Source organism: Nocardia sp. NPDC059240, from assembly GCF_042753865.1.
GTDB lineage: Bacteria > Actinomycetota > Actinomycetes > Mycobacteriales > Mycobacteriaceae > Nocardia.
This window is the reverse complement of record NZ_JBHZAC010000001.1, coordinates 724,721-737,700: the sequence shown is the minus strand read 5'-3', so window position 1 is coordinate 737,700 and position 12,980 is coordinate 724,721. Positions and strand designations below refer to the sequence as shown.

Here is a 12,980-nt window from a genome sequence, read left to right as displayed (position 1 = left end):
CAATCGTCCATCGGGCGTGCCGGTAGGCGGGGGTCGGGTGGCACACTGTGGGCCATGGGTTTCGGATCGCGGGACGTCGACAAGGGCGTCGTGCTCGTCCTGGGTGGGCGCAGTGAGATCGGGTTGGAAGTGGCGCGGCGACTCTCGCCGGGCCGCGAGGTGATTCTGGCGGCGCGCCGCAGCGACCAGCTACACGAACAGGTCAAGGAGTTACTGATCGCCGAGGCGGCGGCGGTGCACTGCGTGGAGTTCGACGCCGACGACCTGGACGGGCATCAGGCGCTGCTGGAGAAGGTGATCGCCGAGCACGGCCGCATCGGCGTGGCGGTGGTGGCGTTCGGCATTCTGGGCGATCAGGCTCGCGCCGAGCAGGATCCGGCGCACGCGGTGGAGATCGTGACCACCGATTTCGTGGCGCAGGTGAGTGTGCTCACCAGCCTGGCCAATCTGCTGCGCGAGCAGGGCGACGGCCAGATCGTGGTGTTCAGCTCCATTGCCGGTGTGCGGGTGCGTCGCGCCAATTACGTCTACGGCTCGGCCAAGGCGGGTCTGGACGGCTTCGCCTCCGGCCTGCAGATGGCCTTGTCCGACACCGGAGTTCACCTGCTGATGGTCCGTTCGGGCTTCGTGATCGGGCGGATGACGGCGGGCATGAAGCCCGCGATCATGTCCAGCACCCCCGATTCGGTCGCCGACGCGGTGGTGTCCGGCCTGTATCGGCGGGCCCGGAAGGTGGATGTGCCGCGCCGGATTCGGCTGCTGTTCACCGCCATGCGGTTCACGCCGTACGTGCTGTGGCGGCGGGCGCGCCGATGAGTGCCGCCCCGGGTATCGGATTCGACCCGGATCGGCCACTGGTGGTCGTCGGGATCGGCGCCGATGGCTGGGACGGCCTGGGCGGTCCGGCACAGCGGGAGATCGCGGCGGGCACGGTATTGCTCGGTTCCGCACGGCAATTGGCGTTGCTCCCGAAGTCGCGGGCGCGTGGCGAGCGGGTGGCGTGGCCCTCGCCGCTGCTGCCCGCGCTGCCGGGGCTGCTGGAACGCTATGCGGGGCAACGGGTGGTCGTGCTCGCCAGTGGTGACCCGATGTTCTTCGGCATCGGCGTCACCCTGACGACATTGCTCGGCGCGCCGTCGTTGCGGGTGTTCCCGCACGTTTCGTCGGTGTCGCTGGCCTGCGCGCGGCTGGGCTGGGCGCTCAACGAGACGCCGGTGGTGAGCGCGGTGGGGCGGCGGGCGGAGACGGTGCTTCCGGAATTGGCCGGCGGCCGCCGGGTGCTGGTGCTCAGCTCCGATGAGCACACCCCGGCGCAGGTGGTGGATCTGCTGGTGCGCAACGGTTTCGGTGGCTCCGCCGTGACCGTGCTGGAACAGCTGGGCGGCCTCTCCGAATGTGTCTACGGCGGGATCGCGGCACGGTGGGATCGGCCGATCGGGGATCCCCTCAATGTCATCGCCATCGACTGTGTCGCCGACCCGGTCGCGCCGCGGCTGACCCGGATCCCCGGATTACCCGATGAGGTGTACGGCGGCGACGGGCAGCTGACCAAGGCCGAGGTGCGCGCGCTCACCCTGTCGGCGCTCGCACCCGCTCCCGGCGAGCTGCTGTGGGACGTCGGCGGCGGTTCGGGCACCATCGCCATCGAATGGTGCCGCACCCATCCGGCCTGCCGGGCCGTCACCTTCGAACGAATCGACAGCCGCCGCAAGCAGATTGCCGCCAATGCGGCAGCGCTCGGTGTCCCGGGTATCCAGGTGCACGGCGCGGCTCCCGAATCGTTCGCGGAGGCCGTGGATCCGGACGCGATATTCATCGGTGGCGGGCTCACCCAGGACAGCATGTTCGAAGCGTGCTGGGACCGCCTGCGTCCGGGCGGTCGACTGGTGGCCGCTGCGGTGACGGCCGAGTCCGAAGCGCTGCTGCTGCACTTGTCCGAGCAGCACGGTGGAGCGTTGCGTCGCATGCAGATCTATCGCGCCGAGCCACTGGGCGGCTTCACCGCCTGGCGTCCGCACCTACCGGTCACCCAGTGGTCTGTGGTGAAACCGGTTGTGGTGCAGGCAGATACGGCCACGCAGCGCTAGATCGGCGGCAGCGCGAGTGGGCCGGGTTCGAAGACGGTGACCAGCACGATGAGGTTGCCGTACGGTGCCGAGCCGTTGGCCAGGCGATGCGCCATGCGCGCGAACGAAGTGCGCCACCGGTATTTGGCCTCGAGTTCGGCCTGTACGCGAGGCACGAAGGTACCCTCGCTGATCAGGCGAGCCTGTCCCTGTAGTTGCCGGGAGCCCATGGCCGGGGTGCCCCGCCAGTCGCCGGGCTGCACCAGCACCCGCCCGTCCTGGGCGAGCTGTTCGGCCTCCGCGGAGTAGGACGAGGTGCGGAAGGCGAGGCCGTTCTCGCCGATCGGTACCACCAGCCGGGGCACGGTGACGAGTTGGCGGGGTCCGATGGCCCGGGTCACCAGCACGGTTTTCGCCTCCTGCCACACCGCGGCCGGGCCCGTGTGCTGCCGGGGTGCCGGTACGGGGGTGGCGTCGCGCGCGAACTGGGTGCGGGCGGCGGCGGGGTCGATCATGAGGTCTGTCATCGCCTTCGATCCTTTCGTGCCGAAATCCAACGGGATCGGTGCCGGGCGCGCAGCGAACCGTGAGGTCTGCCTCCCCTCATAGCGGTTGCCGTGTATTCGCTACCGGGGCGGCCTGACCTTGTCACTGTGTGCCTGCCCACTGCCACGGCGCAATAGCGACACACTGGGCGGCCCATTGAGTTTCACCACATGGACACCGTCGGCCACGTTGCCCCAACACTTCTCGACCGATCCGTGTCGATCCCCTTCGATACTCCAGAGATTCGCGGTCTCCGGCAACGATGCAGGTCAGAAGGTTGCATGAGGCGTTGCCGGGAGATCGCTCGGTCGGCGCGCCGGGCCGCAGCGACGCGATCGCGTCTGGAACACGGCTGGTTGACCTGTCGGCGGCCGGTTTCGCCTAGGCTGACCGACGTGAGTGCTGCCGCGTCGCGAACGATTGCTTTGCCGCACTGCCGGGTGAGTTACGCCGAGTACGGTGCGCAGGACGGAATGCCGGTGCTGTACTGCCACGGCGTCCCCGGAACCCATTTGGAGGGAGAAGCTTTCGACGAAGCGGGAATCGCCGCCGGGGTGCGGGTCATCGCGGTGGACCGGCCGGGGATGGCGCAATCCTCGCTACCGGCGGGGGAGCGGGTGGCCGACTGGGTCACCACGGTCGCCGCGCTGGCCGACCGCCTCGAACTGACCCGCTTCGGCGTCATCGGGGTGAGTGGCGGCGGCCCGTACGCGCTGGCCATCGCCGCGGGCCTGCCGGATCGGGTGTCGGGTGTGGCGCTGGTGTCCGCGCCCGCCCCGGTGGAGGTGCAGGCCGAGGCGGCCGACCTGGATCCGGTGGCGCGCAGGCGGCGGCGCGGATTGAATGTGCTGCGCCGCGTACCGTTCCTGGTGCACCCGATGGCGGTCGAGATGTCGATGGTGATCCGCCGGCACAAGGGTGTGGCCGGGCTGGTCGCGCAGATGGCGGCGGTCGACCGCGACCGGGTCGAGGGCGACGCCGAACTGACCGCCAAACTGGAAGCCAACCTGCGCGGAAGTTTCGAGCAGGGCAGTCGCGGCTTCGCCACCGACATCCGGCTGGTGTTCACCCGCGACTGGGGTTTCCAGCTGGCCCAGGTGAGCGCGCCCGTGCAGATCTGGCACGGCGACGCCGACGGCAACGTGCCCGCCGACGACGCCCGCCGGCTCGCGGCGGCCCTGCCGCACAGCAGCACGCACATCGTGGCGGGCGCGGGCCACCTGCTGTTCGTCGACCGCGCCGCGGACATCCTGTCCTCGCTCGGCACCGGCGGAGTCTGACCCGCTACCCTCGAAGTTCGACGGAATGGGAGGCGTCGCAATGCGTTTGGTGATCGTGGGACCCAACGGGTCCGGCAAGGGCACCCAGGCGGAGCTGCTGAAGAAGGAACTCGGCATCGCGCACATCTCCACCGGCGAGATGCTGCGGGCCGCGGTCGCGGCCGGAACGCCGCTGGGACGTGAGGCCGAACCGCTGCTGGCCGCCGGTGCCCTGGTGCCCGACGAGCTGGTGCTGAAGATGCTCGACGCGCGGCTCGCCGAACCCGATACGGCCCGGGGTTTCCTGCTCGACGGGTATCCGCGCACGCTCGCCCAGGCCGAAGCGCTCGACGTGCTGCTCGCGACCGATCGCGCGCTGGATCAGGTGATCGAACTGGCGGTCGCGGACGAGGTGATCCTCGAACGCTGCGCCGCGCGGTTCGCCGTCGAGCACCGGCCCGATGACGATCCGGAGGTGGTGCGGGCGCGATTGGCGCTGTACCGCACCAACATTCCGCCCATCATCGCGCGGTACCGGGAACGGAAACTGGTCACCACGGTCGACGGTGCGGGCGCGGTCGACGAGATCTTCGGGCACATCTTGGCCGCGGTCCCCAGGTAGCTGCGGTCCCCAGGTAGCTGCGGTCCCCAGGTAGCTGCGGTCCCTTGGTGGCCGCGGTCCTGCGGTAGCCGTGCCGAAGTGGTTGCGGGTCAGGCGGTTTCGCGGAGCGTGGCCACCACCGCGGCGATGGCCGGATCGGTGGCCGCGATGTCGTCCAGTGCGGCGGTGAGCGTTTCGTCGTAGGTGGCGCGCGCCTGCTGGTACCGGTCGCGGCCCGCGCCGGTGATCACGGTGTACACGCCGCGCTTGTCATCGGGGCACAGGTCGCGATAGGTGAACTCGGCGGCGTTGAGGCGGCCGACCAGCCGGGTGACCGAGCTCTGATTGAGTCCGAGCTTGTCGGCCAGTTCCTGCATGCGCAGTTCGTCGTTGTCGGCCTGATCGAGGAAGCTCAGCGCCCGATATTCCGAGAGTCCGAGCCCGTGGCGGCGCTGCAGCGCGGCCGAGAGCCGGTTCTCGACATGGGCGTGCACGAGCAGCATGCGATTCCACGCGGTGGCGTCGGCGCTGACGTTCGTGGCTTCGACCTGCGATGACATCTGTTCACTCCTCCGACCCGGGCGGGCTGTCGCACGGTGTGTGCGACCGGCCTTGACACGAGCTTACATGTACATGCATGCTCTTGGTCGTAGGAAGTACTTGCACATACATACAACTACCGAGGGACTGATTCCCATGGCTTGGGTCTACCTGCTCATCGCATCCGTCTTCGAAATCGTCTTCGCCCTGGCGACCAACGCCACCCACGGCTTCACCGTGCTGGGCCCCTCGCTGCTGACCGCCGCCGCGGCCTCCGGCGGCATCTTCTTCCTGAGCTTGGCGCTGCGCACGCTGGATGTCGGTGTCGGATACACCATCTGGACCGGTATCGGCTCCGTCGGCACCGTGATCTTCGGGTCGGTGGTGTTCCGCGAGGCGATCACGCCCGCGAAAGCGGTGGCCTTCGTCCTGATCATCGGGGGAGTCCTCGGGCTCAAGATCGCCGACAAGCTCGCCACCGCGTCCGCCGAGTCTCCTGAGCCCGTCGCGTCCAACGCGTGACATTCGCTGCATCCGAACACTTTTCGAGGAGTTCCATCATGTCCTGGGTCTACCTGCTGATCGCCGTCGTCTTCGAGATCGCCTTCGCGCTGGGCACCAATGCCACACAGGGTTTCACCCGCCTGTGGCCCTCGGTCTTCACCCTGCTGGCCGCCGCGGGCGGCATCTTCACCCTGAGCTTGGCGCTGCGCACGCTGGATGTCGGTGTCGGATACACCATCTGGACCGGTATCGGCTCCATCGGCACCGTCGTACTGGGCGCGCTGATCTACAAGGAGAAGATCACCCTGCCCAAGGTGCTCGCCTTCGGCTCGATCATCGCCGGGGTGCTGGTGCTGCGCCTGGCCGCGGGGGCCTGAGACCGGATCCCGCACAGCCACCGCCGGACGTCATGTCCGGCGGTGGCGCTGGTCTGGTGTCGGTGATAACGTCCAGACATATGTCCAGCTATGTGTCTCTAAAGGTGTGTGCGGCATGAGAATTCGGGTCGATCTGGATCTGTGTCAGGGGCACGCGGCCTGTCAGGCCGAGGCGCCCGAGGTGTTCACCGTCCCCAAGCGCGGTCAGGTCGAGATCCTCGATCCGGATCCCGGACCGGAGGTGCGCGCCGCCGTGCTGCAGGCCGTGAAGTACTGCCCGACCCAGGCGCTTTCGGTCTCCGACGGCGAGGTTTGACGGCCGGCGCCCTTGTCCCGGACTTCGATCCGCAGTAATGTCCGGACACGTGTCCATGAATGGTTTGGGCGCAGGTGCGGAGAGGATCTTTCAATGACGCTGGTCAAGCCGCGGCGGGTCTCCGGGGGAGCGGACGAGTACGGGCATCTCGAGGAATTCCGCACCGATCCGATCGCGCTCATGCGGCGGGTGCGCGCGGAATGCGGGGATGTCGGGTCCTTCGAACTGGCCGGGCGCAATGTCATTCTGCTGACCGGGGCCGAGGCCAACGAGTTCTTCTTCCGGGCCGCCGACGAGGAGCTCGATCAGGCCGCGGCGTATCCGTTCATGAAGCCGATCTTCGGCGAGGGCGTGGTGTTCGACGCACCGCCCGAACGGCGCAAGGAGATGCTGCACAATCAGGCGCTGCGCGCCGATCACATGCGCGGGCACGCGGCGACCATCGCGCACGAGGTGGATCGGATGCTCGCCGGATGGTCGGACTCCGGCGAGATCGATCTGCTCGAATTCTTCGCCGAGCTGACCATTTACACGTCCTCGGCCTGCCTGATCGGCAAGAAGTTCCGCGAAGAGCTCGACGGGCGCTTCGCGCATCTGTATCACGAGCTCGAGCAGGGCACCGACGCGCTCGCCTATGTCGACCCGTACGCACCGATCGAGAGTTTCCGCCGCCGCGACGAGGCGCGCGTACAGCTGGTCGAGCTGGTGCAGTCGATCATGGATGGGCGCGAGGCGAATCCGCCGTCGGGCAAGGATGAACGCGACATGCTCGATGTGCTGATCTCGATCAAGGACGAGCACGGGGTGCCCCGGTTCTCGGCCAGTGAGATCACCGGCATCTTCATCTCGATGATGTTCGCCGGTCACCACACCACTTCGGGGACTGCGGCGTGGTCGATCATCGAGTTGCTGAGGCATCCCGAGGTGCTCGCTTCGGTGGTCGCTGAGCTCGACGAATTGTTCTCCGACGGTTCGGAAGTCAGCCACCATGCGCTGCGGCAGATCCCCCAGTTGGAGGCGGTGCTGAAGGAGGCGCTGCGGCTGCATCCGCCGTTGATCATCCTCATGCGCATCGCCCGCGACGAGTTCGAGGTGTGCGGGCACCGGATCGAGCCCGGTGACATGGTGGCCGCGACCCCGGCGGTGTCGAACCGCCTGCCCGAGGACTTCCCGGATCCGGATGCCTTCGATCCGGGCCGCTACCTGGATCCGCGTCAGGAGGATCTGGCCAATCGCTGGACGTGGATCCCGTTCGGTGCGGGCCGGCATCGCTGTGTCGGTGCGGCGTTCGCGCTCATGCAGCTCAAGGCGATCTTCTCGATCCTGTTGCGGGACTGGGAGTTCGAGCTCGCGCAGCCGTCGGACAGCTATCGCAACGACCACTCCAAGATGGTGGTGCAGCTGCAGCAGCCGTGCCGGGTGCGCTACCGCCGCCGCCGGTGAATCCACCCCCGGGTACCATTACCAAGCAATTGCTTGGTTTTGTTGGGAGATGCTGTGATCGATGACTTCCGGGAACGGAACGGTGCCGCACTGATCGCGGGCGGCACCGGTGGAATCGGCGCCGAGATCGTGCGCCTGCTGGCGGGGCGGGGCAGCGAGATCGGCTTCACCTATCGCGCGAACCGGGACGCGGCCGAGGCGCTGACGAAAGAGGTTGTGCAGCACGGTCGTTCGTGCGACTCCTGGGCGGTGGACCTGGCGGACGCGGAGGCGGTCGCCGACGTCGTCGCCGGCTTCGAGCAGCGTTTCGGTGAACTGCACACCGTCGTCTACGCCGCCGGACCGCACGTCCCGATGGTCCATCTCAGCAACGTGTCCCCGCAGCAGTACCGCGACCAGTTGAACGCCGACGCCGCCGCGTTCTTCAACCTCATGCACGCGACGCTGCCGCTGCTGCGCCGCTCCCGCGGGAGCGTGGTCGCGGTGACCACCGCGGCCACCCGCCGCTTCCCGGTCCGCGACGGGCTCTCCACCGGTACCAAGGGGGCGGTCGAAGCCGTGGCCCGCGCGCTCGCCGTCGAGGAGGGCGGCTACGGCATCCGCGTGAACTGTGTCGGCCCGGGCATGCTCACCGACGGCATGGCCGAGCGCCTGATCACCTCCGGCGATCTCGATCAGACCGCCCTCGAGGTGGCGCGCCGCAATATTCCCTTGCGCCGCTTCGGAACCGCGACCGATATCGCCGAAGCCGTCGCGTTCCTCGCCTCCGACCGGGCCGGGTTCATCTCCGGCCAAGCCCTCGACATCGACGGCGGCTACACCGCCTGAGCGGCCCGGCCGAACCCCGTCACAGCGGCGGTGAGACCGGGAATGTCACCGGGACCGTGACCGGGGCGCGGTGGAAAGCGCTGGGCTGCCAGGCCAATTCGGCCAGCGGAACGGACAGTTTGATATCGGGCAGGGCGTCGAGGAGTTGTTCGAGGGCTTCACGGACGATGATCGCGGCGACCGACTGGGCGGGGCAGGCGTGCGCGCCGATGCCCCAGGCCAGGTGTGAACGGTTGCCGGTGCGGTCGCCGCTGACCGCGGGATCGTTGTTGCACGCGGTGATGGCGATCAGGACCGGTTGATCGGCCGGCAGCCAGCCGTTGGCGATGACCTGCGGGTGCTGCGGATAGCGGGGGCAGCCGTTGGCCATCGGCGGATCGCTGAAGAGCACCTCGTCGATCGCGTCGCGCAGTTGCAGTGAGCCGGTGAGCAGGCCCTCGTGAAAGTAGTTGTCGGACGCCATCAGTACCAGGGCGTTGACGATGAGGTTCCAGGTCGGTTCGGCGCCCATGGCGTAGAGCTTCGCGACTTGCTCGACGATCACCCTGTCCTCGAAGTTCGCGGGGTGCTCGATGAGCGCGGAGATCACCTGACGGCCCGGGTGCGCGCGGGCGGTCGCGACGGCCTCGGCCAGTACCTCCTGGAATCGCCGATCGGCGAGATCGGAGCTGGTGGCGTCGGCGGTCTCGGTCAGATCGGCCAGTGCGGCACCGGCTTTCGCGGCCAGGGGCGCCGGGAGGCCGATGAGCTCGTTGAGCACGTCGAGGGTGAGCGGGCGGGCGTACTGGGCCAGCAGATCGGCCTGTCCGGCCTCGCAGAAACTGTTGATCAGCGGTATCGCGGCGGCCTCGACCGCGCCGCGTAGCCGGTACTGGTCGATGCCGGCCATGGCGGCGACATAGGCGGCGCGGTGCGCGGTGGGGGAGCCGGCCGGACCCCATTCCATCAGCGGCAGCACCGGGCACTGTGCTCCGACGGTGGTCTGCCAGGCGTGTGGATCGGCCGGAAAGTGCTCGGGGTCGGCCAGAATTCGCAGGGCTTCCCGGTAGCCGAGTACCAGGGTCGCGGGGACACCGTCGGCCAGCTCGACCGGCGCCACCGGGCCGTGCGTGCGGCGCAGCTCGTCGAGGGCGCGGTGCGGGTCGGCGGCGAACTCCGGTGCGTGCAGTTTCACGACGTGAACAACTTCAACGTGTAACTCCGATGAGCCGGTGAAACGTGAACAGTGAGAATCGGTGGAAAGCAGCATGTTTCGAGCAATCCGATGGCCGGTATGTGACGGCCTTCGGAACGGTTCGAGACGTGCCGGGAAAGATCTGTGTTGCTGCCCGGATGCGGGCGTGCCGAGCCTAGCAACCCAGGGCCGCGGGTGCAGTATCAAACATGCTCCGCAGTAACAGGTTTCAAACTACTGGCATGATACGCGCAGTTATCGCCGGGCGTGGCAGGGCGGTACGGCTCGACCGATACACCTGCCGATTTACGCGCCATTGGATCCGCGGCGGGCCATCGGTCCGAATCGATTCCCCGCGAACGGGTTACGAATCGGACATCGGTATTGCGCAGTGCACGAGCGTCCTTCGCTCCGCGATCGTCAGAACGTCGTCCGCGCGGGCGGGAACGCCACCGGCAGATTCACCAGCGCTCGATGGAAAGGGCCCGGCCGCCAGGCGAGTTGCTCGACCGGGCAGCCGAGTCGCAACTCGGGCAACAGGTCGAAGAGCTGATCGATGGCGTGCTGCGCGATCGAGTACGCCAGATCCTGCGCGGGGCAGGCATGCGGGCCGGTGCCCCAGGCCAGGTGCGGGTTGTCGCCGGTGTAGCGGCCCACGATCGCGGGGTCGTTGTTGCAGGCCGCCGTGCTGGTGACTACGGGCTGGTCGGCGGGCAGCCAGACCTTGCCGACCACGATCGGCTGCGCCGGATAGGTGATGGCGCAGTTCGCCAGCGGCGGATCGATGAACAGCGTCTCGTTCAACGCGTCGCGGGTGGTGGATGCGGCCGGGCCCGAGTAGCGCTCGTCGGTGAGCATCAGCAGCAGCGTGTTGGCGATCAGGTTGGTGAGTGGTTCGATTCCGGCGTCGTAGTACGTGACGAGCTGATCGATCAGCTCCGCATCGCTCAGATCCGTTGCGTGCGTGATCAATCGGGAGGTGACATCGTCGCCGGGGACGCGCCGCTTGTGGCTCACCAGTTCCCCGAGCGCGGAGACGAACAGCGCACGGCCGGCGGTGGCGTCGCCCTCGACCATCAGGGTCATGCCTGCCGCGATCCGTCGAGCGATCTCCTCCGGGCAACCGACCACGTGATTCAGATAGGCGACCGTCACCGGAAAGGCGTACTGGCCGACCAGATCCGCGTCGCCGTCGAAGCAGAAGGTATTGATCTGCGCGGTCGCGATCTCGTCGATCGTGGCATTCACTTGATGCAGGTCGACCGCATCGATGCTGTCGACACTGGCCCGGCGGTAGCGTGCGTGCTCCTGGCCCGCGCTGCGCCGGGTGTCGGGTCGATAGCGCAGCATCGGCAGGATGGGGCAATCGCCCGGAATGTTCTGCTCCCAGCGGCGTGGGTCGGCCGGGAACCGCTCCGGGTCGTTGTTGATCTGCACCGCCGCGCGATAGCCGATCACCAGGGTGGCGCGAATGCCGGGCGCCAGCTCCACCGGCGCCAGCGCCCCGAACTGCCTGCGCATCGCGGTGTAGAACGAGTGCGGATCGGCCGCGAACTCGGGGGTATGGAGCGGTATCGGAGCCTGCTCACGCGTGGCGGTGCCGGTCCGGTGATGGCCGGACGAGGGTGGTGGCGTTGTCAACGACCTGACTCCAGGGATGGAACGGGGGTGTTCATGAGCGGTGAAACCGGCTCGAACATCGGTCGCGCCGACCAACTGTCGCTCGCCGGCCGAACCCGGCAGACTTCATGCTCGCAGATATTACACAGGAATCGCGGCTGCGGACGCCGCGAGATCAGGGGTGGGAATGCGGTCGCGCCGACGCGAGATGCACAGTGCACGAGGCAAATTCGGGATTCCGAGGTTAGGGCTGTCGCCGCGCCGGAGGGTGGACCGCGCCCTCGGCGCGGCTTCCTTGCGTACGGTGGCCGGGTAGTGCCCGGGACCCGTTGCGGCCGTGGGGCGGCAGCAATGATGTCGAACGACAGGGAGTCACGATTGACCAGCGGTAGTCACGACGCACACGCCCCGGTGGCGCTGGCCGACGAGCGGGTCGGCGTGAACGATGCCGTCGCCGCCGCGGTGACGCGCTCGGTGGGCTCGATGCCCGCGCTGTATCTGGTGCTGGTGGCGTTCACCGGATACATGGCGCTGGGGACCTGGTGGGGGCCGCTGCATCGGCTCGATCCGTATCCGTTCCCGTTCCTGCTGTTCTTGAACAATGTCGCGCAACTCGTACTGTGCCTGATCATCCTGGTCGGGCAGCGGGTGCTGAGTGCGGCGGCCGACCGGCGTTCGGTACAGACCTACGAGAACACCGAAGCGATCTTCCGTCAGGTGGCGGATCTGCAAGCGCATCTGGACCGGCAGGATCGGGTGTTGAGCCGAGGGCTGAGCCTGCTGGAGACGAGCCCGCATCCGTGGATCGAACAGCACCGCGTGCAGGACCCGCCGCAGGCCGCCGACCAAGCCGTCAGTCTCAACGACCGCATCGCGGCCTGGCTGACCACCAAACTGGGCAGCGTCTGGGCGTTCTATCTGGCCGCCGCCACCCAGGTGGCGTGGATCCTGTTGGCGGTGGCCGGGATTCAGCACTTCGACCCGTACCCGTTCCTGTTCATGTCCTTCCTGTCGTCCTTGGCGCAGCTGGTGTTCATGATCGTGATCATGGTCGGCCAGGATGTGCTGGGCCGGGCCGGTGACCGCCGATCCGAACAGACCTTCCTCGACGCCCAGGCGGTCCTGCACGAATGCCTGCGCATGAAAGTGCGCCTGACCGCGCAGGATCGAGTCCTCGACAGCCTCACCGGCTACGTCACCGGCCAGGTCACCGAGCAACTGGCCCAGGCGATGCACGACACCAACGAGCGGGTCGCGCATCAGGTCCGCGTCCACGAGGCGATGACCACCGGCACCGCGCCCGTCGACGCCCACCGGCTGCGCGCCTGGGACGAACTACCGCCGCCCGATCGGGAACGAAACCGCGTCCAGGCCCGGCGCATCGGCGAGAACCTCGCCGCCATCGGCTGCTTCATGGTCCCGCATTTCGACTCGGCACTCGACCTCGCCTTCGACGACGCCGAAGTCCGATCCCTGGCCGGTCTGGAATACAACCGCTGGATGGAGGAGAAAATCGCGGCGCGACAGGCGGATTCACCGGGATCCTGCGATGACGCCACCCCGCTGCCCTGGGAGGAGTTGCCGGACGCGGCCCGAGTCCGGCACCTACAGGCCGCGCGCCGTATCCCGGTTTGGGTGGCCCGGGCGGGTTTCCAGGTGCTGCGCGGCGCGCCCGAGTCGGGGACCGGCAGGTGACCGATCCTGCG

The 12,980-nt window shown here is 68.0% G+C and carries 14 protein-coding genes; 10 read left to right on the top strand and 4 right to left on the bottom strand.

The features are described from left to right. Window positions 1-54 precede the first annotated feature (54 nt). Both ACFXHA_RS03565 and cbiE read left to right on the top strand, forming a co-directional pair. Window positions 55-816 carry an SDR family NAD(P)-dependent oxidoreductase gene (locus tag ACFXHA_RS03565; RefSeq protein WP_379352520.1) on the top strand — a complete coding sequence of 254 codons (762 nt, stop codon included), beginning with the start codon at window positions 55-57 and terminating at the stop codon, window positions 814-816. Continuing rightward, window positions 813-2,087: a precorrin-6y C5,15-methyltransferase (decarboxylating) subunit CbiE gene (gene cbiE / locus ACFXHA_RS03560; RefSeq protein ID WP_379352518.1), complete on the top strand. Its 1,275-nt coding sequence runs from the start codon at window positions 813-815 to the stop codon at window positions 2,085-2,087. The genes ACFXHA_RS03565 and cbiE overlap by 4 nt, the downstream gene beginning before the upstream one ends. Here the strand turns inward: cbiE and ACFXHA_RS03555 are convergent. After that, window positions 2,084-2,593, bottom strand: coding sequence for a hypothetical protein (locus ACFXHA_RS03555; protein WP_379352516.1), 510 nt, complete (start codon window positions 2,591-2,593; stop codon window positions 2,084-2,086). The two genes, cbiE and ACFXHA_RS03555, sit on opposite strands and share 4 nt — an antisense overlap. 414 nt (window positions 2,594-3,007) lie before the next feature. Here ACFXHA_RS03555 and ACFXHA_RS03550 point away from each other — a divergent pair, with 414 nt between their 5' ends. Beyond that, window positions 3,008-3,892 carry an alpha/beta fold hydrolase gene (locus ACFXHA_RS03550; protein ID WP_379352515.1) on the top strand — a complete coding sequence of 295 codons (885 nt, stop codon included), beginning with the start codon at window positions 3,008-3,010 and terminating at the stop codon, window positions 3,890-3,892. A gap of 40 nt (window positions 3,893-3,932) precedes the next feature. After that, window positions 3,933-4,493 carry an adenylate kinase gene (locus ACFXHA_RS03545; protein WP_379352513.1) on the top strand — a complete coding sequence of 187 codons (561 nt, stop codon included), beginning with the start codon at window positions 3,933-3,935 and terminating at the stop codon, window positions 4,491-4,493. Between the two features lie 89 nt (window positions 4,494-4,582). On the opposite strand, the gene ACFXHA_RS03540 is transcribed toward ACFXHA_RS03545, so the two are convergent. Further along, window positions 4,583-5,032 (bottom strand): MarR family winged helix-turn-helix transcriptional regulator, encoded by a 450-nt coding sequence (locus ACFXHA_RS03540; RefSeq protein WP_379352511.1) that lies wholly within the window; start codon window positions 5,030-5,032, stop codon window positions 4,583-4,585. Between the two features lie 136 nt (window positions 5,033-5,168). Between ACFXHA_RS03540 and ACFXHA_RS03535 the strand changes: the two genes are divergently transcribed. The 5 genes from ACFXHA_RS03535 to ACFXHA_RS03515 all read left to right on the top strand — a co-directional run bounded on the left by ACFXHA_RS03535 (window position 5,169) and on the right by ACFXHA_RS03515 (window position 8,480). Further along, a complete protein-coding gene (locus ACFXHA_RS03535; RefSeq protein ID WP_379352509.1) occupies window positions 5,169-5,534 on the top strand; it encodes a DMT family transporter in 366 nt (121 codons plus the stop codon). A 38-nt stretch (window positions 5,535-5,572) separates the two neighbouring features. Beyond that, window positions 5,573-5,893, top strand: coding sequence for a DMT family transporter (locus tag ACFXHA_RS03530; protein WP_379352507.1), 321 nt, complete (start codon window positions 5,573-5,575; stop codon window positions 5,891-5,893). Window positions 5,894-6,008: 115 nt separating this feature from the next. After that, window positions 6,009-6,209 carry a ferredoxin gene (locus ACFXHA_RS03525; RefSeq protein ID WP_379352505.1) on the top strand — a complete coding sequence of 67 codons (201 nt, stop codon included), beginning with the start codon at window positions 6,009-6,011 and terminating at the stop codon, window positions 6,207-6,209. Between the two features lie 93 nt (window positions 6,210-6,302). After that, window positions 6,303-7,652, top strand: a complete 1,350-nt coding sequence (locus tag ACFXHA_RS03520; protein WP_379352503.1) for a cytochrome P450 — start codon at window positions 6,303-6,305, stop codon at window positions 7,650-7,652. Window positions 7,653-7,709: 57 nt separating this feature from the next. Continuing rightward, complete coding sequence (locus tag ACFXHA_RS03515) at window positions 7,710-8,480, top strand: SDR family NAD(P)-dependent oxidoreductase (protein WP_379353434.1); 771 nt, start codon at window positions 7,710-7,712, stop codon at window positions 8,478-8,480. Window positions 8,481-8,499: 19 nt separating this feature from the next. On the opposite strand, the gene ACFXHA_RS03510 is transcribed toward ACFXHA_RS03515, so the two are convergent. Then, window positions 8,500-9,654: a cytochrome P450 gene (locus ACFXHA_RS03510; RefSeq protein WP_379352501.1), complete on the bottom strand. Its 1,155-nt coding sequence runs from the start codon at window positions 9,652-9,654 to the stop codon at window positions 8,500-8,502. 420 nt (window positions 9,655-10,074) lie between these two features. After that, a complete protein-coding gene (locus ACFXHA_RS03505) occupies window positions 10,075-11,295 on the bottom strand; it encodes a cytochrome P450 (RefSeq protein WP_379352499.1) in 1,221 nt (406 codons plus the stop codon). Window positions 11,296-11,652: 357 nt separating this feature from the next. Here ACFXHA_RS03505 and ACFXHA_RS03500 point away from each other — a divergent pair, with 357 nt between their 5' ends. Beyond that, window positions 11,653-12,969, top strand: coding sequence for a DUF1003 domain-containing protein (locus ACFXHA_RS03500; protein WP_379352497.1), 1,317 nt, complete (start codon window positions 11,653-11,655; stop codon window positions 12,967-12,969). Window positions 12,970-12,980: the final 11 nt, after the last annotated feature.

Bases quoted from the DNA above. Each gene is read 5' to 3' on its own strand.
- ACFXHA_RS03565 (WP_379352520.1), top strand. From the start codon at position 55: ATGGGTTTCGGATCGCGGGACGTCGACAAGGGCGTCGTGCTCGTCCTG.
- cbiE (WP_379352518.1), top strand. From the start codon at position 813: ATGAGTGCCGCCCCGGGTATCGGATTCGACCCGGATCGGCCACTGGTG.
- ACFXHA_RS03555 (WP_379352516.1), bottom strand. From the start codon at position 2,593: ATGACAGACCTCATGATCGACCCCGCCGCCGCCCGCACCCAGTTCGCG.
- ACFXHA_RS03545 (WP_379352513.1), top strand. From the start codon at position 3,933: ATGCGTTTGGTGATCGTGGGACCCAACGGGTCCGGCAAGGGCACCCAG.
- ACFXHA_RS03540 (WP_379352511.1), bottom strand. From the start codon at position 5,032: ATGTCATCGCAGGTCGAAGCCACGAACGTCAGCGCCGACGCCACCGCG.
- ACFXHA_RS03535 (WP_379352509.1), top strand. From the start codon at position 5,169: ATGGCTTGGGTCTACCTGCTCATCGCATCCGTCTTCGAAATCGTCTTC.
- ACFXHA_RS03530 (WP_379352507.1), top strand. From the start codon at position 5,573: ATGTCCTGGGTCTACCTGCTGATCGCCGTCGTCTTCGAGATCGCCTTC.
- ACFXHA_RS03525 (WP_379352505.1), top strand. From the start codon at position 6,009: ATGAGAATTCGGGTCGATCTGGATCTGTGTCAGGGGCACGCGGCCTGT.
- ACFXHA_RS03520 (WP_379352503.1), top strand. From the start codon at position 6,303: ATGACGCTGGTCAAGCCGCGGCGGGTCTCCGGGGGAGCGGACGAGTAC.